The sequence below is a fragment of the Acidicapsa borealis genome, assembly GCF_059115245.1.
The window spans coordinates 6,048,921-6,070,332 of the sequence record NZ_JCACNY010000001.1 but is presented as its reverse complement, the minus strand read 5'-3'; the positions used below and the strand labels follow the sequence as shown (position 1 = coordinate 6,070,332).

The following is a 21,412-nucleotide window of genomic DNA, read 5'->3' as shown; positions in this document are numbered from 1 at the left end:
ATTTTCACTGGCTGACAGCAGGCGCGGGCGTCTTCAGCAATTCCTGTATCTGCTCCACTCCATATTGGATTTTCAAATCGATGAAACGCTTCCCAAGTTCATAAGAAGAGCGCCTCGCATCTCCGCTGATACCGTTGTGGATCAGCTTCACATTGGGATCGGGAGCCTGGCCTGGCTTGCGTGGTGCGTCACCCAGTGCAGTGGGCAACAGCTCCTTGCGAATCCAGGGCTGATCGCCTTCGAGATACAGCATCTCAGAAGTATCCGGGATACCCGCATGCGTGCTGGGCGGGTAACCGTTCTTGTCTAGCCATGCAAAGAAGTCATCATTGGCCTTGGTGTAAGGTCCATCGGAATAAATCACGCGAATCCCCTTGCCTGCATACTTGGCATCGAGCTTCGCAGCCACTTCCTTGATCTCCTTCTGTCCTCCACCATGGTCGCCAATGAGTACAACGTTGCTGAAGCCGTTTGCAATCAGCTGCTCCGCTACCTGCTCATTCAGTTCTGCGAACACGGAACTGGAAAGACCGATGGTTCCAGGTAATTCCGCGTTCGCGCGGTTGATAGAGTATGGGATGACCGGAGCGACCAGTGCGTTGCCAAGTTTTCTTGCGATGGCGTCCGCTGTCGCGTGCGCAATGAAAGTGTGAGCGCCGGTGACTCCTTGTGGTCCACGCTGCTCGGTACCGCCATCAAAGATGATCGCCGTAGTCTTGCCTTGCTCATGGATGGCCTTGTAAATCTCTGGCCACGTCAGCAACTCGATATCGACGACTGGCTGATCCTGCGGAGCGGGGAGATCCTGCGACTTCCTGCTGACCTTGTGGTCTGCCGCATTGGCAAGCCCCGCGCCCAAGCCCAACAGTACAGTGGCGATTCCAGCCGCAAGGCGAACGGTTCGTCGCGTATTCGCGAATGTGAGATGTTTCATTTCGAGGCCTCTATGTCTTTTTCTGGATGAGTCTCACCCTGGTGCCAGCCAGGATATTCCTGCACTGGCGCCAGGGTGGGAGTGATCAGTGCTAGAAGGAGTACCGAATGGCAAGTTGAATTTGCCGAGGTCCCCCGGTAGCTGTCGGAACGCTTGAGTTCACCGTCGACGTAATCACAGCCGTGCTGCCGGGCGTGATGCCTGTGCCCGTCGAACCGCCATAGTTTGCCGTAGGGTTAGAGAAGTTGGGGTGATTGAGCACATTGAAGAATTCGGCCCGAACCTCAACCGTGTGGTGATCGTTGATTGCGACCTGCTTGATCAGGCTGATATCCACGTCCTGCAAGCCAGGGCCACGAATGTTATCGAATCCAGCCGTGCCGTAGTTGTAGACGTAAGGCGTCGTGGACGTGGAGGATGCAACGTTCTTGTAGAGATCTCCATTGGCTGGATCATTGGAACGAAACGCTGCGGTATTGAACCAATCATGTGGAGTATGTGTCCGCTGGCCCGTGTTCCCGTCAACCTTCGCAGTCGGGCTCACACCGGCAACTATGAACGCTCGATCCGAGGTTCCCGTGTAGGAAGCATAGGTGTCGCTCGTGCTTGTGTTGATGGGACGCCCACTCTGAAAAGTCACGACGGGCGATAACTGCCATCCCGCAACTGCATACTTGACGATCGGGTTTGGAGTATTCAGCCACTTCCTACCTGGGCCAAAGGGAAGCGTATAAATGCCAGTGGTTACCGAACGGAACTTCTGATCGTATGCCGATGGTCCGTAGTTCGAGGCGAAGTCATACGGGTTCTGAAGACTGCTTACCTCGAGCGACTTGGCATAGACGAGATACGACTGGAAGTTCAATCCATTCTTGAAACGGCGCTCGGCACGCAGCAGAAGGCTATTGTAGTTCGACGCAAAGCCATCGCTGAGGTAGTTGATCGAGCTCCACTTTGAATCCGTTCCGATTGAGTTGAATGGGCGCAGCGCGTTCACAGAAGTGCTCACTGCAGGATTATTAATGCGAGTTTGTAGACTTGGAAGATTGATGTTCTGTGTGCTTACGTTGTGATACGTGTGTGATGCCTCGTACGTAACTTCGACGATCGCAGCATTGCCAAACGTATGCTGAATACCGAAGCTCCACTGATTGGTGTAGAGAGACCGTTGGTGAGGATTGATCGTTGTGACCGAGATGGCATTGGGCGTTTGATTGGTCGATGTACCAAAAGCCGTCGCACCCCAAAGATAAGGATTGGTGGTGATACCGGTGGTCTTCGAAGGCGTGGGCCCGGTATAAGACTTCGAGAGCAGGAACGGTGCACCGAGGCCGTTCGCCGAGTTCCATGTCTGGATCGCCGGAATACCAAAGAACGTGCCAAAACCACCACGTACCACGGTATCTTCACGGCCAAAGACGCGATAAGCAAACCCGAAGCGCGGTGCGAAGTCGTTATAGCGAGCCGCATAGTTGTCGCGATAGGAAGGTGAAGTACCTGTCTGCTCCAGGATGCCGGTCCTGTTGTTCAGCGCGTAAACCTGCCCCTGGCCGGTAACGATCTGGTTGGCCGTCTGGTCAAAGTGGTTGATTAGATTGTAGGCTTCACGTACCGGCCCAAGATACTCCCAGCGAAGACCGTAGTTAAGCGTAAGGGACCGCGTTGCCTTCCACTCGTCCTGTACATAGAGGGCTCCGCTGTGCTGGGTGGGGTACTGATTCTCGTTGCCGTTGCCGTAGCTGTCGGACTGGATATAGCCAAGGAGGAAATCCGCAAACTCATTCTGAACGTTGCCCTGGCCACCCGTATATTGTCCGTTGAAGGTGAACGTGCCACGGCCCGTTGATACGAAGAAGGAGTGCTTGAAGAAGTCCAGAATATCCAGGCCAGCCTTCAATGTGTGGCTGCCGCGCACGATGGTGAGGCCATCCGAGAGTTGGACCGTGTTATCGCCACGCCACTGCGGATTATTGGCAGTACCGATTGAGCTGATACCTGCGATCACAATGCTCGGCACACCAAGATTGCCGCTGGTAGCAGGCTCCATGTAGTTGCCTCCCTGCGGCAAACCAAGTGCTCCCACAACGTTGCCTTGAGAAGCGTCCTGGTTACCGTAACCGGCATCCATGCGGTTAAACCCGATACGAACTTCGTTCAAGAGTGTTGGGCTGAATGTATGCTGCTCGGAGATTGACCCATGCTGATAGATATGTGGTCCCGCTCCACCGAAGCCGGGAACGATAGAGTTAGCAACCACGAGGTCGCCGATAGTGCCAGTATCAAATCCATCCAGTAGGGTGTAGATACCGTTCAGATTGTCTTTCGACGTAAGTGCCTGGTCGACGCGAAACGTGCCCTGATCCTCCTGCTGAGTGTTGGGTTTGTGATTGGCAAACGTACCGACCGAGCCCGTCTGCGTATTCGCCGTAGGAAAGTATTTCAGCAATAGTTGAGAAGCAGGAGAGATGCGATCACTGGGAATCTCATAGAGACCTGCGGCGTTGGTCGCAAAAGGCTCTCCTGTAGTTGGATCAATGATCGGCGTACTGAACTGCGCATTGCCATCGGAGGAATAGCTCCCGCCCTTCCATGCATCAAGCGGAGTCGTGCCGGTAACCGCAGGATCAGCAGAGAGCCGCGTCCCTTCATAGGTCGCAAAGAAAAACGTCTTGCCCTTGTGTATCGGTCCGCCGAAGGATCCACCAAACAGTTTGGTCTGGCCAGCAGGAGCCGTTGCGGAAGCGCCAGGAACATAGTTGAAGTTGTACTGGGGCGCGTTCCACTTACCGTTGCGATAGAAGAGGAAAGCTCCTCCATGGAAATCATTGGTTCCTGAGCGCGTGGTCAGGATAATCTGTCCGCCATTGCGGCGTCCGAATTCCGCAGACGCTCCACCGGTGAGAATGCGGAATTCCTGGATAGCATCGAGCGACGGACGCACTGTCGGCTGGCCGGTTGTCCAGTCGTTGTCGTCGGAGCCGTCGAGTAGATAGTTGTTATTCGCGGAGGGGATACCGGCGACCACGAATCCACCGCGGTTGGCAAGACTGTCCCCGGCAGGCGTGGGACTCACGTTCGGATTTAATTGCGCGACCTGCCAGAAGTTGCGGCTGTTGGTCGGCAGTTCCTTGAGCTTCGCACCATCTAGCAGAGAGCCGTTGACGGAGTCCTCGGATTGCAGAAGGATCGCCGTCGAATTGACCTCAATCTGCTGCGCCACCGCGCCAACGCCAAGCGTTGCATCCACGCGCGCTTGCTGATTTGCATCGAGAATGATGTGGGTAAATTTGCTTGGCTGAAAGCCAGCCTGAGAGATGGTGACGGTGTAGGTAGCTGGGGGCAACTGCAGCACGACATAGTCACCAGTGCTGTTCGTCGTGGTCGTGCGAATTGTGCCTGTGCCGTCGTTCAGCACAACAACTGTAGCGCCCGACACCTGCGATCCAGTGCTGTCAGTGACCGTGCCGTGCAGTGTGGCAGAAATGCTCTGCGACCAACCTGTGTGGGTCAGAGCAATGAAGAGAAGAAGTGCGAGGGTGAGCTTGCGACGTAGCATGATGCGGTGATTCCTTTCTGGTAGACGCCTCTTGACGTGAGAAGCGCGCTGAATCTTGTCTTGGTGACTGTCTTTCCAATCCGACGGTCATCCTGCAGTTGCACTGGCCTGCCTCATAGAGGCGACAACATCGTTGCATGCTCATCATTTCTGCTTACTCTCCGTTGGGGATATGCTGCTCACAACCTTCTCCGTGGGAGCAGAGTGAGCGGGTGAAGGTTTCTGTTCTCCGTCTTTCGCGGGTACTTCTGGCTTCTTGCCTGCGCCAGCTACGGCGGCCTTGTCTTCTTTGGCCGGGACAACGCATTCATTCGACCGGCAGTTATGTGCATTGCTGCTGCCCGACTGCTCAAGAAGCGCAACCGTATCGAGATGCACCATTGCATGCTCGAAAAGACCGTTAGCCACATCCGCCACGGAGTCGCCATCTTTGGTCTTTGCATGGACGTCTGCGTCTTGCGCGATCAGGTATTTCACCATCTCGTTATCGCCGCGAAAGGCTGCGCCATGCAGAGCCGTATAGCCTTTGGCATCTTTGGCGTTGAGCTGAGCGCCATGGTCAAGGCAGAACTTGACCACATCCAGGCGCGCATAGGGGGCATTCGAAGTCCAGTAAGCAGCCCATCCTATGCCGGCAGCTGCCATGAGTGGCGTATCACCGCTGGCAGTCGCTGTGTTCGGATCGGCGCCGTGGGCTGCCAGAAGTTTGATGGCTGCCAGATCGCCCGCTACGGCTGCACGAAGAAACGGGGTCGCACCTTCAACATCGAACCATGTCTCATCGTTTGCGAAGACACGGAACCAGAGCTTCTTGCCTATCTTTGCATTGGGGTCCGCTCCATGCTCCAACAGCTTCGAAGCGAGATCCAGGTAGCCGATGTGCTCATTGCTGATCACCGGTTGTGGATACCAGGTATGTGGAGCCCACTGTACATCGATGAGCGCATACAAAGGAGCGACACCGTCGCTTGTTGCCAGCTTCGGATTAGCGCCACGATCGAGTAGAAAACTGGCGAGATCATAGTGACCATTAATCAAGGCCAGAATCAACGGTGTTGCATGATCTGTATCGCTGACTTGATTCACATCATCATGAGCATCGAGCAACGCGTCGACAGCGGCCTGCTGCCCATCACGCGCGGCGGTCAAGAGTGCTGTCATGCCGCCGATCTGCTGTGTGCCATAGACGCGCTTCTTTCTGTCCGCGGCAGTAAAGCCATAGGCATCTTTCGTCTTGTCGTCAGGCTTGGCAGGGGCCTTTCCATCCGCCTCTTCCTTGGTGTCCCCGGCAGGCTTGGAGTTCGTGGGTGCCTCAGCCTTGCTACCACCGGCTTTCTCCACATTCGGCGAGGGCTTCTTGCTGTCCAGCACTTCACCGTTCACGCCTAGAGTGACTCGTTCAAGCTTGGTGATAGTGGTCTTGGCCTTCGGATCTGCGCCCTTGACCAGCAACAGCCGGACGACCTCCGCTCGATTCCGTGAGGCTGCAAAGAAGAGGGCAGTTTCACCATAAGTCTTCTCGCGCGCATTCACGTCAGCTCCGTGAGTGAGCAGAGTCTCCACTGCCTGAGTGCTTCCAGAAGCAGACGCAATCATCAATGCTGTCGTGCCGGATTCATTGCGTGCATCAACCTGCGCGCCACCTTGGATGAGTGCTTCGAGCAGCGTTGCATCACCGCTTTCAGCGGCCATGTGCAACGGCGTCAAGGCACGAAGGCGTGTGCGGGGGTCGACCTTCGCTCCAGCTTTCAACAGCGCCTTCACCAGTGTTACGTCGTCGTTATACGCAGCCCAGTGCAACGCTGTTGTTCCATCGCCGGAAGCCGCATCTGGAGACACATGCTTCTGCAGCAATTGCAGCACGCGCGATGAATCATCCTGCTGTGCGGCCTGCAGCAATTCAGCCTCGAGCTTGGCCTTCCCGGAAGCACTTGTCTTTCCTGACGCGGACGCTTTGTGAACAGGCACGTCATCGGAAGCCTTGCTGCCGTGGGCAGTGGCTCCTGTCGCAAGTGTCAGCGCCATAATCGCAGTTGCCGAAATTGTGATTACTCTACTCATCTGTATTCCTCGTCAAGACCGGATGGTCATATCGCCAGTTCGCCAGTGCTGTCTCCGATACTCGATACGTCAAGACCAAGCCTCCGCATCAGCGTCAGGTATGCATTCGCCGTTGGCGTCCCATCGGCTGTCTTGAGATGAAGATTGCCCTTGAAGGCACCATTCGCGTGTCCAGCCAACAGCAGTGGGACGCGCTTGTGGTTGTGCACATTGGAATCACCCATCGGACTGCCGTAAAGCACAACGGAGTGATCCAGCAGATTGCCGTCACCGTCCGGTGTGTTCTTGAGCTTGTCCAGGAAATACGCAAGGAGCGTGACGTGGTAGCGATTAATCTTGGCGTATTCAGCAATCTTTGCCGGACTCTCTCCATGGTGCGAAGCGGAGTGGAACGGTGTCGTCACCCCTGCTTCAGTGAAGACTCGCTGACTCACGTCGCGGCTGAGCTTGAACGAAGAAACTCGCGTGACATCGGTCATGAACGCAAGCACCTGAAGATCGAACATCAACTTCACATGATCCTCGTAGGACTCAGGCACACCGACAGGCGCCGTGGGCAATGCTGCGGCCCCTTGCTGCTTGTTGTAACGCTCGACATTCTGTATACGCCGTTCTAGCTCACGAACACCGGTGAGATACTCGTCGAGACGAACCTTGTCTGGCGTAGCCAGCGAACCCGACAAGCGCGACACGTCCGACAGGATGCCATCAAGAATGCTGCGGTCGAGCGTTCGCCTTTCGGCACGTTCCTTCGCTGTAGCACCATCGCCAAAGAGCCGCTCAAAGGCTACACGCGGATCACGCACCATAGGCAGCGGCTCGGTGGGCGATGCCCAGCTGATCGTGTCCGAGTAGACGCATGCGTATCCGTACGCGCAGGCACCGGTTGAATCCACATCTTCGATGCAGAGTTGCAGAGAAGGAAGAGGACTCTGCTGGCCAAATCGCTGCGCATAGAGTTGATCGATGGACGTTCCGGCATGAATGTCAGAGCCCTCGGTCATCTTCGGATGCGATGCAGTTAAGTACGCCGCACTTGAACGAAAATGATCGCCACCCTCCTCGTGAGGATCAAAAGCTCCTGCAGCATTCAGATCGGTCCCCGTAATGATCGTGAGATAGTCCCGCAGCTTGGAGAGAGGTTCGAGCGTCTGCGTAAATTCGAAGTCGCGCCCCTCTTTCACTGGCGACCAATAGTGCTTGCCCGTGCCATCCATCGTGCTTCCGGCAGCGCCATGCACAATCTCCAGGCAGGCCAGCCGGGTCTTGGTGTTCGCAGCAGGGGATTGCGCCATCGCCGGGGACATGGCCTCGAGCAACGGTAATCCCAATGTCACTCCCAGACCTCGCAACACTGACCTACGTGATAGATGCTTCCCAGTGATGAACACGACAACCTCCAGCGATGGTGAATGCGCTACACCTGGCAGCGCGGTAAGAAGAAATTGTTAAGTGAGGTATCGATCTGATTCCGGAGAGCGGCCGCTAGCGACAACAACAGGCACGCATGTGCTTCATGCGCATAGGCATGCACATATATCGACACGAGGAGCGACAGATAGAGATCATCGAGTTGGAGATCATCGAGCGCCCCCGTCGACATGCAATGGCTTTGCGGAAAGCACCGCATGCTCATGTAGCTGCACCTCTACATCGGCCTTGAGCAATGGCTTCGCCGGCTGCAGATGATCCTTGTCTGCTGGCACACTGCGCTCGGTGAATGCGGGGCTTTCTACGATGCCAAGCACATATTCCGAGAAACGATTGTTCCGCTTCTCTGCACGGTCAACGATCGAACGCACCTGCGGCAGATCGCGATAGTCGGGAATGCGCCCAAGTCCATAGGCGTACAGATTCTCGGCGAATGCTCTCAGGAATGCCTCGCGATGCTTGAGTATCCCGTTCCGCAGATCAGCGGGACTCTTGAGCGGCGTTCCGTCAAACAGTGTGCCCGTTGTATCGATCTTGATGCCCGTATCGCTGTTGCGCCATGCCCCCGTGGGGTCATAGTTTTCGAGCGAAAAGCCGATCGGATCAATCACCCGATGGCAGCTTGCGCATGCAGGATTCTTACGATGCTCTTCCATGCGTTGCCGGACGCTTTGTGGTGTGAGGATTTCTGAAGCCTCTGCCAGCGCAGGAATATTCGGCGGCGGCGGCGGCGGCGCACTCCCGAGCAACACCTGCATCACCCATTTGCCGCGCGTGACCGGCGCTGTGCGATTGGCCGTTGAGGTGAGCGTAAGAATGCTCGCCTGCCCTAGCAGGCCGCGACGATTGTCGTCTGTGATCTCCACGCGACGAAAGCGATTGCCGTACACATTGGGAATGCCGTAGTGCTTCGCCAGCTTTTCATCCACGAAGGTGTAATTGGCTGTCAGCAGATCCAGCACATCGTGATCGCCGCGCATCACGTCGCTGAAGAGAAGCTCGGTCTCATGGCGCATGGACTGCGCAAGGTTCTTATCGAAATTCGGAAACTGATACGGGTCGGGAAGAACATCGTCGAGGTTCTTCAGATTCAACCACTGCACCGCGAAGTTGGTAGCCAGGGTGCTCGACCGGCTGTCAGCAAGCATACGCCGAGTCTCACGTTCAAGCACCGCTTTCTGATGTAGATTGCCCGAGTTAGCCATACGAATGAGTTGATCGTCCGGAGGTGCGCTCCACAGGAAGAAGGCCAGCCGCGAGGCAAGTTCGAGATCGTGAATGCGATAGTTGCCGCCAGGCTGCCTGCCCGCGGGGAGCTGTTCGAAACGGAAGATAAACTGCGGATTTGCAATGATCGACTCAAGGGCTGCACGAATGCCTTCATCAAACCCCGCGCCATCCTCGCGGCGTTGGGCATAGTAGTGCAACGCGCGGTCGATATCGACCTTAGCCGCGGGCTTACGATAGGCGCGCTTCACGAGATTGGTTACGATAACCCTCGCTGCAGCGGGCTCATCCGCAGGACGCGCAGGATAGACCACAAAGACCTTGTCGCGGCTCGGTGTTTCGGAAACACCCGTAACGTTATTTGGCCCAATGATGGAAAGGCCGCGCAGATGAACCAGTGTTGTCAGTCCAGGCAGATTCGCTACATTCACATCGAGCAGGCTTTGTTCGAAAGGCTGCACTTCATCCTGAACGGGCCCGTCGAATTTGTTAATGAAAGCAGCCGACACAACTCGCTGTCCGGCCTTGATTCGAATGGGCGCGGTATGCAGATTATCCGTATCCTTGAACTTCGGATCGACATCCACCAGGGCCACCCGCTCCCCGTCTACAGCAATTTCCAACTGCTGCCCTTTGGCCTGCGTCTGTCCAAAGAGATATCCCTGCTGATGCGTGTAGAACGCGATCTTGAATGTGTACTCCCCGTCCGCTGGAAAGTTATGAACGATAGCCGCCCCGCCACGTGTACCGAAGGGTGTTCCATCCACGCGGCGCGTCTGCGAGACTACCCGCGGAATCATGTACGTGGCCATCACGGGTGATGCTTTCGGATCGCCAATCGCGGCGCGGCTGATCTTACCCGCAGCCGCGACATACGCTTCAAGCAGCGCGGGAGAGACCGTCAGCACATCGGCCATATTGTTAAAGCCGTGGCTCAGATCGTCGGCTGGCAATAACGAGGTTGTATCCACATCGAGATCCAGCAGAGCTTTGATCGAATTTGCATACTCGATGCGATTCAGCCTATGCAAGGGCATGAAGCCCGCGTAAGGATGAGCCGCCGCAGCCGTGTCCACACGGCTCTCAATCGATGCTGCGAATGCGTTCAGCTCTTCATTCGAAGGACGCTGCCGCCCCGGCGGTGGCATCATGCCTGCGCGTAGTTTGCGGATGATCTTTTCAGCTGTCTCGGGTGATTTCTCTGGATGTGCGAGATCAAAGCTCTCCAGGGAAAGGCCGCCGCGACGCGCATCATCGCTGTGGCAACTCACGCAATATCGATCCGCCAGGGCAGCTGCGTCGATCCTAGCCGGTTTGGTAACAGGCGTTGCCCCTGTCCTGCTTTGCTGACTCTGGGCAATTCCAAATGATCCCGACACAGCGATCAAGGCGAGAGCAAGCAGATGCCGCAGCCTCGCCTGGCGAGTTCTGATCTCCTCACCTAGCGACGTAGCAACGGGGGTGCCACCAAGCCTCTTTGGATGTGAATCTCTGCGTCTCAAGACGAATCCCTATGCCGTCAGCGAAAGTGGACTGGCAAGTTGGGTCGCGCGGAATATCCATACAACTAAGACACAGGCGAAAGTTCACTGTGCAGAACGAATGATGGAATTACGGCGATGATACTGGAGTGCTGGGAACGTTGGGAGGGGCGAATTTATATGAGTCGACAACAACACATTCGTGCGTCTCGCTGGAGAGGCGAGGCATCGAGCGGCATCAGAATTGGGTTCTGGGTCAACATGTCAATTCACTCTAAGAATTAGCATCACCTGTTGCAGAAGTCAACCGCAGCGGCTTCATCAACTGCACTCGTGGAATCGCGCAAAAGGCCTTTTGCAGCTGAAAATCGGGTCGTTCGGCACTCACTCCGCATCCCAAGATTGCCTAAAAAGTGGAAGCATTGCCGTTTAGTCGCCCACCGAATCCGCATACCGCGACTCATTCAGATCCAGTTCGCGCTCAATCTTCCTGAGCACCTGGTCATTGATCCGGCCCTCGTTCCGCAGCCGGACTGCAGTTTCCCGCTCCACCCGCGTCGTCTCCCTCGAAATCTCCTGGAAACTGTAGTGGTTCGAGACATGTTCCGGGTCCGCCTCGCTCGGAACCAGCCCGGCCAGCCGGTGTTGGTAGTGCCCAATCAGGTCGTCGAAGATCTCATCGGCGACCTCATGCCGCTCCGCCTTGATCGTCCGCAGGTGCTCCAGCGCCGCTGTCAGTACGATTCGCCGCGCCTCCTGCTCCTCGCAGTCAGGGCCATCGGCACCCTCCAACCCAAGCAGGCGAACCAGTGGAGCAAGCGTCACTCCCTGCAACACCAGCGTCACCAGGATCACGCAGAACGTGAGGAAAACAATGAAATTACGTTGCGGAAACGCGCTCCCATCCTCAAGCACCGTGGGCAGCGCCAATGCTGCTGCCAGCGAAACGACCCCGCGCATTCCAGTCCAGCCCACCACAAAAACTTCGCGCGGCTTGGGCGGTTTCTCCCGCGTGTGGCTCATCTTGCAGCGTACATAGTTCGCCAGCCACGATCCCGGAAACACCCACACCAGCCGCAACACGATCAGCACAAGGCTAAAGACCAGCCCATCCACCATCATCTTGCCCAGGCTCAAGCCGCGAATCGACGCCAGAATCAGCGGCAACTGCAGCCCGATCAGCACAAACACCAGCCCATTCAGCACAAACGTGAACGACTGCCAGAATGACCACACCTGAATCCGCGCCTGTGGCGAGAACATGTGTGCGCTCCGTCGCGTGAGGAACAGCCCGCAAGCCACCACGGCCAGCACACCCGAAGCATGCGCCGCGTCTGCAAGGAAATAGGCCGCATACGGCACCAGAATGCTTAATGCAATCTCGATCGGACCATCGTCGATCCAGCGCTCCAGCACGTAAACGATCCACCCCACCAGGAGTCCGATAGCCACCCCGCCAATCGTCAACCACGCCAGGGTGAACGCCCCATGCGCGACCGTTGGAATGGTGCCGCTGAACACAAGCGCAATCGCAAACTGCAGTGCCAACAGGCCGGTGGCATCATTGATGAGGCTCTCGCCCTCCAGCACGTCCACGATCCGGCTGGGCAGCCCAATCTTCTTCGCAATCGAGGTAGCGGCGATCGCGTCCGTCGGAGCCACCACTGCGCCCAGCACAAGGCCCAGCCGCCAGTCGAATCCCGCCAGGACCTTTGGCGCCAGTAATCCAACGCCCAGGACCGTGAAAATAACCAGCCCGAACGCCAGGAAGAGAATTGTTGTCAGATTGAGCCGGAAATCCCGCCACGAAGTGGTCCACGCAGAGGAGTAAAGCAGCGGCGGCAGCACCACCAGGAAGATCAGATCTGGATCGAGTGCGATCCGGGGAATTCCCGGCACCAGTCCGATCAGCAGGCCGCCAATAATCATCACGATCGGATAGGGAGTACCAATCCGGCGCGCCAGTTGCCCAAACGCAATGATGAACATCAGCAGAAGCAAGAACAGCAGCTCAATTGCCTTGATGTCCGTCATAGCCCCGGCTCCGTGAATCCCAGCGTACCCATCATGCAGCAATCTTACGGGAGGATCGCTCCGATGAAGCGGCTCATGCAAGCTGGAAAGCGTTCGTCAAATCGAGACTAAGCGCATGCAATGGATGGTACGGGGTGGAGCGAATCTGTTAGCTGCGTCTCGCCCGTTTGCCATGTCTGGAGCGTCCCGCATGCCTGTGGTGGGAGTGAGGACTGTACGTCCACTCCCGGACTGGGCCTACGTCCACGTGGACAAACTGGCTTGCCGGGTAGTAGCCCACTCCGCCAGCTTCCAGCGACTTTGCTGCATCGCGCAGCAGCGGCGCCGGAACGCCATCAACACGGAGATCGACAGCCTTGGCAACGATGTGCTGCGAATGTTCCGCGGCATTGGTCTTGCCGCTCTCGCGCAACTCGTCATTGGTTTCCTGCGAGCGATAGCCTGAGAGAACATCGATCACGCCGTTGGATTTGCCCAGCTTGGCCAGCATGGTGTGCAGCACATCGAAGGTGCGCGGATCATACTCGCTAACCTCTTCATTGTGGCTGTCGCGGAGGAAATTATTCAGCTGCGTCAGTGCCGCGGGGATATACGTGTCGCCAATCCGATAGACCACATCGACCATTTCGCCGGTATGGCCGTGGGCCAGTTTCAGCTCATACTTCTGACCGTCAGCTGGCAGATCGCCTTCATCTTCGGGCAGCAGGCCTACGCCCGGCAGCGCTACGCTGGCAAAAGCGTGCGCGATGGCGTGTAGCCTTGGATGCCTGTGGGCTGCGGTCTTGCGGGCGCTGGCTGTAGGTACGATCACGCCCAAAAGAGCGATCATCGAAAGCGCGGCGAGTTTGCGGGAAGTGGCGAGCGAGCGAAGAAAATTAGGCAGGTGCAGTGACAAATCGGCAAATCTCCGGCTATGAATTTGCGCGCCACTGGAAACGGGGACCCAAATGGGGATTGCCAGTCGTCATTCGCTCCTTCGATTGTAATGCATAGCGGATAGTCCTGAGAAAAGCGAATTCAGAAACCTGGCAGCCCTAATCTGGGCTCCTGAACCGCGAGAAGCAGGCAAGTGAGCCGGACGGTTCGCGCCCGGCTCGATTCCTAGTGGTTCAGCAGGCCCGGAATCACCGGCGTGTCCGGAAACACCGTCGATAGCGTGAACTCGCGGAACTTCGCCGCCTCCGCTGCTCGTGCCGCCTCGACGTTCTTGACGCGCATCTCGGCATCCTTGCCCAGAATCAGGCGCTTTGGCACGTCCTGCGCATTCGCCAGCCGCACAATCACATCGGCGATTCGTTTCGGATCGCCCTCTGCGTTGCCGCGAATCGAAGCAAGCAGCTTGTAGATCGCGCCGACCGACTCTTCGTACTCCGGAAGCACTTCCGGCGAACCCTCACCTGCCCGCTGCGCCCAATTCGTCCGAATACCTCCCGGCTCCAGCGTGCACACTTTCACTCCAAAGGGTGCCACCTCTGCGGCAACCGAATCGCTGAAGCCGCCCACAGCCCACTTCGCCGCGTGGTAGGGCGAGTTGCCCGGCATCGCAATCCGTCCGCCCACCGACGATATCTGGAAGATGTGCCCGCTCTTCTGCTCGCGCATCACCGGCAGCGCAGCATGCGTCGTATACACCACACCGAACAAGCACGTCTCCACCACATCGCGAAACTGCTCCGAAGTCATCTGCTCAAAGGGAGCGAAGTATCCATAGCCGGCGTTGTTCACCAGCACATCCAGCCGGCCATATTTGTCCACAGCAGTTTGCACAGCGGCCTTCGCAGCCGCTTCCTCGCGGACGTCCAGCTTCACAGGCGTCACGCGCTCCCCATACCGCTCCACGAGCGAATCCAACTCCTCCAGACGCCGGGCTCCTGCGACGACGCTGTCTCCAACCGCCAGGGCAGCCCCAGCAATATCGCGCCCCAGACCATTGCCACTCCCTGTAATCAACCAAACTTTAGCCATCTCTCTGGCCTCCTGTGGAATAGATTCGATAAATGAGCGAGTAGTTGCTCATTTATTTCAGATGAAGAGACCGGCTTATTTGGCCATCCGCCAGAATGCCTCAAATGCCTGCTCCACCAACTTCGATCTCTGCCGAGGCTTCCTTGCTGCCATGTCCATCACAGCCTCCTGCATCGCCGTCATCGCAGAGGAAGCGAATCCCCGCGGCAGTTCCTTGAACGCGCCCCGTTCTCCAAGCTCATCAATCGCCTGCGTGACTTCCCCACGTTCCGCGCCGATCCGTTCGCGGGTTGCGGCAGAAATGATCGGAGAAAGATTCAGGAGCACCGAAACCCTACGCTCTTCCGGCTTTTCCATCGCCCAGCGAAGGTACTCCGTCCACACATGCCGCACCCGCTCTCGCAACCCGGCCTCATGCGGAAAACCCGCATGAATCCGCCGGTACACATCACTCTTCAACTCGACATAAAGCTCGTTGAACAACTCTTCTTTGGAAGAGAAGTACGTGAACATCGTCCCCTCAGCCAGCCCCGCACCCTTGGCAATGCTGGCAGTAGAAGCGCCGAGGCCAGTGTCAGCAATCGCGCGCACCGCCGACTGCAAAAGAGCCTGCCTTTTCTCCGGACTCCGAGATCTAGCCATATAGGAATGATGCTATCCCAGCAACAGGCAAAATCACGTTGATTCGCATGCTAGAGTGAAGCGTCGCAAATTTTGGTGTTTTCGACTCACCTTCTGGAGTCTTGGAATGAAGCAGGATGGCTGGAATCGTAGAGACTTTCTCAAGGCCGGGATCCAGGTCGCTGGCGTAGCCGGGGTAGGAAGTAACGCTCATCTTCTGGCAGCTGCAGAACGGGGAGGGTCAGACTCCGCCCTCAGAAATCCTGCCTCCCATGCAGGAGGATCAACCAGGTACGAGAATGAGAGCCTGTCTCGGGTCGCTTATCCTCTGGGGGGAATCGGCGCTGGAATGATTTGCCTTGAGGGAACCGGCGCACTCTCGAATGTCTCTATTCGCAATCGGCCGGACATCTTCAATGAACCTTGCGTCTTCGCCGCAGTGGCCGTGCGCGGTCCCAAAGCCGCAGCTCGCGTACTGGAAGGACCGGTCCCAGGTTGGAAGATCTTTGGCATGCCGAACAGCGGGTTGGGTGAAGGAGAACACACCTACGGATTTCCCCGCTTCAAGAATGCAAGCTTTACCGCCCGCTTTCCTTTTGGAACTGTATCGCTGAGCGATCCAGATATGCCGGTCAAGGTAGAACTCACTGGCTGGAGTCCCTTCACCCCAGGCGACGCAAACAACTCCAGCCTTCCTGTGATCGCATTGGAATATCGCTTCACGAATCCTACCAACGAGACCGTCGACGCTGTTTTCTCCTTCAACGCCAAGAATTTTCTCGTACCGCCCTATTCCCCAGCGGACTACCCTCAAGCGGTTCGCAAACTCGAAGGAGGCTTCATTCTTTGGAGCGGTGGAACGCAAGCAAAGCCATGGGAGGAAGCAGCTTTTGCCGTGACGACGAACGAACCCGGCTCGAAAGTTAACTACAGCTGGTTCCGGGGTGGCTGGTACGACGCCCTCACGATGGCCTGGAAGGATGTCGCAAGCGGCGCGGCATTTGACCGGCCTCCGGTCGCGCCGGACGAGCAGCCTTCGCCGGGTGCGACGTTATTTGTTCCCTTCAGACTTGCGCCGCAAGAGGACCGTACGGTCGCCTTGCGCATGTGTTGGTATGCGCCGCAGACCCATCTACGCGTGGGAGCTCAGGGAGCGCCGGATGAATACAAAATAGAGCCGGGCGATGCCATGTATCGGCCATGGTACGCCGATAAGTTTCCCAATATCCAAGCTGTCGCGAAGTATTGGAACGACCACTACTCGGACCTGCGCGCCCGAACAAAGACATTTACCAACACCTTCTACGACTCGACGCTGCCTCCAGAAGTGGTCGATGCTGTTGCGTGCAACCTGTCTATTCTCAAATCTCCCACAGTGCTTCGGCAGAGCGACGGAAGATTCTGGGCATGGGAGGGCACGGGAGATGAGGAAGGGAGTTGTCCTGGGTCATGTACGCATGTATGGAACTACGCGCAAGCTGTGCCGCATCTGTTTCCCGAACTTGAGCGGAGTCTTCGCGAAACTGAATTCGGCCCTGACCAGGATGAGCAGGGACACCAGCAATTCAGGGCGGCGCTTCCAATCCGGCCCATCGGTAACCACTTCCACGCTGCCGCAGATGGACAACTCGGCGGAATCATGAAGATCTACCGGGAGTGGCGCATCAGCGGTGACACAGAATGGCTGCACGGTCTGTGGCCGAAAGTGAGGAAGAGTCTCGACTACTGCATCGAGACCTGGGATCCCAAGCACAGAGGGTGGATCGAAGAGCCTCACCACAACACCTACGACATTGAGTTCTGGGGACCGACCGGCATGTGCACCAGCATTTACCTTGGCGCGCTTTATGCCGCCGTCCTGATGGGAACAGCGCTCGGCGATAACGTAACTCTCTACAACTCTCTCTATGAGAGCGGGCGCAGGCGCATGGAGTCGGAGCTTTTTAACGGTGAGTACTTTATTCAGAAGATCGAATGGAAGAATCTGCGCGCAAAGAATCCCGCCGAATTCCGAAACTTTGGCGGCAGCTATTCAACGGAAGCACGCGAGTTGCTGGAAAAAGAAGGCCCCAAGTATCAATATGGGACTGGCTGTCTTTCGGACGGCGTACTCGGCGCGTGGCTGGCAATGGCCTGCGGCGTAGGGCCGGTCCTGGATCAGGAAAAAGTTGCCAGCCACCTTCACGCCGTACATCGCTATAACCTGAAGAAAGACCTTTCGCACCACGCCGATCCGCAACGGCCCGGCTTCGCGCTAGGCGCCGAGGGTGGACTTCTGCTCTGCACCTGGCCAAAGGGCGGAGCGCTCTCCTTGCCCTTTGTCTACTCGAACGAGGTCTGGACCGGCATCGAGTACCAGGCTGCGTCGCACATGATTGCAAGCGGACTGGTGGAAGAGGGCCTCGACGTTGTTCGCACATGCGCCGCACGTTACGATGGCCGGATTCGCAACCCGTTTGACCAGTATGAGTGTGGGCATTGGTATGCGCGTGCGATGTCTTCCTACGCTCTCCTGCAGGCATTCAGCGGAGCGAGATATGATGCGGTGTCAAAGACGCTCTACTTGAAACCAGTGATGACTGGGGATTTTCGATCGTTCTTGTCGACCAATACAGGATTCGGAACAGTGGGCGTAAAAGACGGCAAGCCGTTCCTCGATGTCACGTCGGGAAAGATCCCATTCCAGAAAATAGAGTTTGTAAGCGCCTGAGCAGGGTTCTACACGAATGACTTGCCTCGCGTCGGCCTCAACCAAATGCCGTAGCATGAGGCAATGGCATTGCTTGCTGGCGGAAACCCGCTCTTGGAAATCGAAAACCTGCGCATCTGGTTCGAGTCGAAGGCTGGCGCGAAGGAAGTGGTGCGCGGGGTTAGCCTCCATGTCGAGCCGGGCGAAGTGCTCGGCCTGGTCGGCGAATCCGGCTCCGGTAAGAGCGTCACCGCACTCGCCACACTCGGCCTGCTCGGACCTTCGGCGCGCGTCGAAGGCTCCATTCGCTGGCAGGGCCGCGAACTGATAGACCAAACAAACCAGGCCATGCGGGTCCTGCGCGGCCGCGAAATCGCCATGATCTTCCAGGAGCCCATGACCGCGCTCAACCCGGTCATGACCGTCGGCCGCCAGATCACAGAAGCGATCCAGGCCCACAGCCACGTATCGGCCGGAGAGGCCAAGCGCCAGGCCATCGCCGCCCTAGAATCCGTCGCCATCCCGGACGCAGCCCGGCGCTTCCGGGACTATCCGCACCAGTTCTCCGGCGGTCAGCGCCAGCGCATCCTCATCGCCATGGCTCTGGTCCACAAACCGAAGTTGCTCATTGCCGACGAGCCCACCACCGCCCTCGACGTCACCGTCCAGGCGCAGGTGCTCGACCTGCTGAAAACACTGCAGCGCGAAACCGGCCTGGCCATGATCTTCACCAGCCACGACCTCGCCGTCGTAGGCCAGATGGCTGACCGCGTAGCCGTCATGCGCCACGGCCAGATCCTAGAAACCGGCCCGGCACAGACCGTCCTGACCCATCCGCAAAACCCCTACACGCAAAGCCTGCTCGCCGCCGTACCGACTCTGCGAACGGACCGGGAGAAGCCTTTAGCCCTTGTATAACGCCGTCTAAGTCAGCAAATGGTGTTGAAATGAAAAACGGCCCACCCACGCCGAAGCGCAGGGTAGACCGTCATTTCAGTTCAATACTCGTTTGAAAAGCTTACGCGGTTACAGGCTCTTCGACTTCCGCTTCGACCACGTTCTCGGCAGCAACAGTCACCTTGACGTGCGCCGTAACTTCGCGGTGCAGCTTGATGGCAACCGAAGTTTCGCCGACAGCCTTCAGCGGCTCGACCAGCTGAATCTTGCGGCGATCCACTTCAAAGCCCTTCGCTTCGAGCTCGTGCGCGATGTCGGCAGAGGTGACCGAACCGAACAGGTGACCGTTCTCGCCCGACTTGCGGGTAAAGGTCAGCACCAGCGGCTCAAGCTGAGCAGCCAGAGACTCGGCAACCAGCTTCTCTGAAGCCGAACGACGAGCGGCCGAAGCCTTCATCTGTTCGACAACAGCCTTGTTGGATGTAGTAGCCTGCAGCGCGAGCTTACGCGGCAGCAGGAAATTGCGGCCGTAGCCCTCGGCTACCTTCACCACGTCTCCGCGGTGGCCAAGATTCGCTACGTCTTCTTTCAGAATGACTTCCATTTGAAACTCTCCAGTGTTGCGAGCGGTGCAACCCTAAACCCTTTCCGTCCTGTCTCTTAGAGCTCCGACAGGATCGGGGGTATGCGCCGCGACAGATTATAGAGCCGTACCACGATAGTTTGACTATGGCCTGAACGATGCAGCATGACGATTTTCTAAAAAATCGGCCAATTCTGATCATTCCTACCGTGAAAAAACTATCGCGAGAATCCTAGTGACGCGCCGCGAAGGCCAGCAATGCGATATTCCGGGCCTGCTTGATGGCGCGGGTAAGGCGACGCTGGTGCGTGGTGCAGACGCCGGTCAGGCGACGGGGCACGATCTTGCCGCGCTCAGCCACAAAACCCTGAAGCAGGCGAACATCGCGGTAGGGGATCGCATCGATCTTTTCGGTACAGAACTTGCAGACCTTCTTGCGGCGGAAGAACTTGCCGCGTCCGCCAGGACCGCCGGCAGGACGGGGTGCGCCCGCGGGACGGTTGCCTTGATACCCACCGCCGCCGGAAGGACGGGATTCTCCGGACGGGCCGGAAGATGCACCGGTCTCCGGTGCCTTTGCTTGAATTTCGTCAGCCATCGTATTTCCTTTTCTGTGCGCGTCACCGGAATCTCCGGAACGCATGTTGCAGCTTGTTTCACCCAGATTCTCCATTGAAGGACCTGGCAATTTCAGCTAAAACTAGACAGTTGCTTCGACCGGCTCGGCTTCCGCAACAGGCGCGGCAGCGGCAACAGGCTCAGCGGCGGCTACAGGAGCAGCAGCAACTGGTGCGGGAGCGTGCTGTACCGGCTGGGCACTGCGCTTCTGATGCGAGGCGCGGTGGGCGCGGATCTTGGCGAGGCGCTTTTCTTCCTCGTCCATGCGCACGGTGATGAACTTGATCACAGGCTCAGTGACGCGGAGACGGCGCTCAAGCTCGGCGACCACGGGGCCGTTGGCCTCGATGGTCAGCAGGACGTAGTTGCCGTCGTTGAACTTGCGCACGGTGTAGGCCAGCTTGCGGCGGCCCAGCTTTTCGGTGCTCTTGATGACGCCGCCGCCAGTGGTAACGGTGCCTTCAAAGCCTGCAACCAGCTTGTCCAGTTCCTCTTCAACCACATCCGGACGGACAATGAACATTACTTCATACAAACGATCCATCTTTGACTCTTTCCGCTGAAACCCTGGGTTCCAGCCCTGCATTTACTGCCTGATCTTTGCTGCTTATTCCTTACTTCTGTTGAACTCGTTCATCGCAGCTGCCGGCCCATCATCCACAATCTTCCGGACTGCTGCTGCCACCCTGTCCAGAACCTCGTCCAGCACTGCCAAATCTCTCTTGCCCATCGGGTCGAGGAGGTAATCCTTACCACCCCTCCGCTTCGCCCCCGCCGCTATTGCCTCGGCAGGAAGATCCGGGCCAACTCCGATCCGAATCCGCAACCACTCGTTCGAACCAAGGCTCCCGGTAATGCTGCGGGCTCCGTTATGGCCAGCCGGCGAACCGCGTTCCTTGATCTTCACCGTGCCCAGCGGCAAGTCGAGCTCGTCATAGAGCACGATCAGCCGGGTAGCCCGGTCTTCCGGCTTGATCTGGAACTCCTTCAACAGAGCGGCTACAGATAGCCCGCTCAGATTCATGAAGGTTTCCGGCTTCGCCAGAATCACTTCCCGGTTCGCTATACGAGCAGTCCCGGTGAGTGCCTTGCATCTTCGGTTCTGGACCACGACCCGTTCCTGCTGGGCGATGCGGTCGATGGCCATAAATCCCGCGTTATGCGGCGTCCAAACATATTCCATACCGGGGTTGCCGAGTCCCACCACCACTACTGGCCCAGTGGGCGTCTCTGAAGCTTCCGGCATTTGCGCTTACTCTTTCATTCCTCAGTGTGAGTGTGACGTGTGAGTGTGGCCCATGATCAGGTCTTTCAC

15 protein-coding genes are annotated in these 21,412 nt (G+C 57.4%); 2 read left to right on the top strand and 13 right to left on the bottom strand.

From position 1 onward, the window contains the following. Positions 1-4 precede the first annotated feature (4 nt). From AC5S27_RS24710 to AC5S27_RS24670, 9 genes are all read right to left on the bottom strand, one after another. Positions 5-934, bottom strand: a complete 930-nt coding sequence (locus tag AC5S27_RS24710) for a creatininase family protein (RefSeq protein WP_493937227.1) — start codon at positions 932-934, stop codon at positions 5-7. A 91-nt stretch (positions 935-1,025) separates the two neighbouring features. Then, on the bottom strand, positions 1,026-4,490 hold the full coding sequence (locus AC5S27_RS24705) for a carboxypeptidase-like regulatory domain-containing protein (protein WP_493937226.1): 3,465 nt from the start codon (positions 4,488-4,490) through the stop codon (positions 1,026-1,028). Positions 4,491-4,634: 144 nt separating this feature from the next. Then, positions 4,635-6,551 carry an ankyrin repeat domain-containing protein gene (locus tag AC5S27_RS24700; protein WP_493937225.1) on the bottom strand — a complete coding sequence of 639 codons (1,917 nt, stop codon included), beginning with the start codon at positions 6,549-6,551 and terminating at the stop codon, positions 4,635-4,637. Positions 6,552-6,577: 26 nt separating this feature from the next. Continuing rightward, complete coding sequence (locus AC5S27_RS24695; RefSeq protein WP_493937224.1) at positions 6,578-7,888, bottom strand: DUF1552 domain-containing protein; 1,311 nt, start codon at positions 7,886-7,888, stop codon at positions 6,578-6,580. Positions 7,889-8,131: 243 nt separating this feature from the next. Further along, positions 8,132-10,588: a DUF1592 domain-containing protein gene (locus tag AC5S27_RS24690; RefSeq protein ID WP_493937223.1), complete on the bottom strand. Its 2,457-nt coding sequence runs from the start codon at positions 10,586-10,588 to the stop codon at positions 8,132-8,134. 531 nt (positions 10,589-11,119) lie between these two features. Beyond that, a complete protein-coding gene (locus AC5S27_RS24685; RefSeq protein WP_493937222.1) occupies positions 11,120-12,724 on the bottom strand; it encodes a Na+/H+ antiporter in 1,605 nt (534 codons plus the stop codon). Positions 12,725-12,872: 148 nt separating this feature from the next. Beyond that, positions 12,873-13,619 carry a YcbK family protein gene (locus tag AC5S27_RS24680; RefSeq protein WP_493937221.1) on the bottom strand — a complete coding sequence of 249 codons (747 nt, stop codon included), beginning with the start codon at positions 13,617-13,619 and terminating at the stop codon, positions 12,873-12,875. A gap of 206 nt (positions 13,620-13,825) precedes the next feature. Further along, positions 13,826-14,689 (bottom strand): SDR family NAD(P)-dependent oxidoreductase, encoded by an 864-nt coding sequence (locus AC5S27_RS24675; protein WP_493937220.1) that lies wholly within the window; start codon positions 14,687-14,689, stop codon positions 13,826-13,828. Positions 14,690-14,764: 75 nt separating this feature from the next. Continuing rightward, positions 14,765-15,331, bottom strand: a complete 567-nt coding sequence (locus AC5S27_RS24670) for a TetR/AcrR family transcriptional regulator (protein WP_493937219.1) — start codon at positions 15,329-15,331, stop codon at positions 14,765-14,767. A gap of 106 nt (positions 15,332-15,437) precedes the next feature. On the opposite strand from AC5S27_RS24670, the gene AC5S27_RS24665 reads away from it, so the two are divergent. Then, positions 15,438-18,020, top strand: a complete 2,583-nt coding sequence (locus AC5S27_RS24665) for a GH116 family glycosyl hydrolase (RefSeq protein ID WP_493937218.1) — start codon at positions 15,438-15,440, stop codon at positions 18,018-18,020. Positions 18,021-18,083: 63 nt separating this feature from the next. Next, entirely contained in the window at positions 18,084-18,917 is an 834-nt protein-coding gene (locus AC5S27_RS24660) for an ABC transporter ATP-binding protein (RefSeq protein WP_493937217.1), read from the top strand. A 100-nt stretch (positions 18,918-19,017) separates the two neighbouring features. Here AC5S27_RS24660 and rplI read toward each other — a convergent pair whose 3' ends face one another. From rplI to pth, 4 genes are all read right to left on the bottom strand, one after another. Next, entirely contained in the window at positions 19,018-19,500 is a 483-nt protein-coding gene (gene rplI / locus AC5S27_RS24655; RefSeq protein WP_493937216.1) for a 50S ribosomal protein L9, read from the bottom strand. A 211-nt stretch (positions 19,501-19,711) separates the two neighbouring features. After that, on the bottom strand, positions 19,712-20,077 hold the full coding sequence (rpsR, locus tag AC5S27_RS24650) for a 30S ribosomal protein S18 (RefSeq protein ID WP_493937215.1): 366 nt from the start codon (positions 20,075-20,077) through the stop codon (positions 19,712-19,714). A 102-nt stretch (positions 20,078-20,179) separates the two neighbouring features. After that, complete coding sequence (gene rpsF, locus AC5S27_RS24645) at positions 20,180-20,641, bottom strand: 30S ribosomal protein S6 (protein WP_493937214.1); 462 nt, start codon at positions 20,639-20,641, stop codon at positions 20,180-20,182. A gap of 63 nt (positions 20,642-20,704) precedes the next feature. Then, the gene (gene pth / locus AC5S27_RS24640) at positions 20,705-21,343 is read right to left on the bottom strand and encodes an aminoacyl-tRNA hydrolase (RefSeq protein WP_493937213.1); all 639 of its coding nucleotides are present in this window, start codon (positions 21,341-21,343) and stop codon (positions 20,705-20,707) included. Positions 21,344-21,412 lie beyond the last annotated feature (69 nt).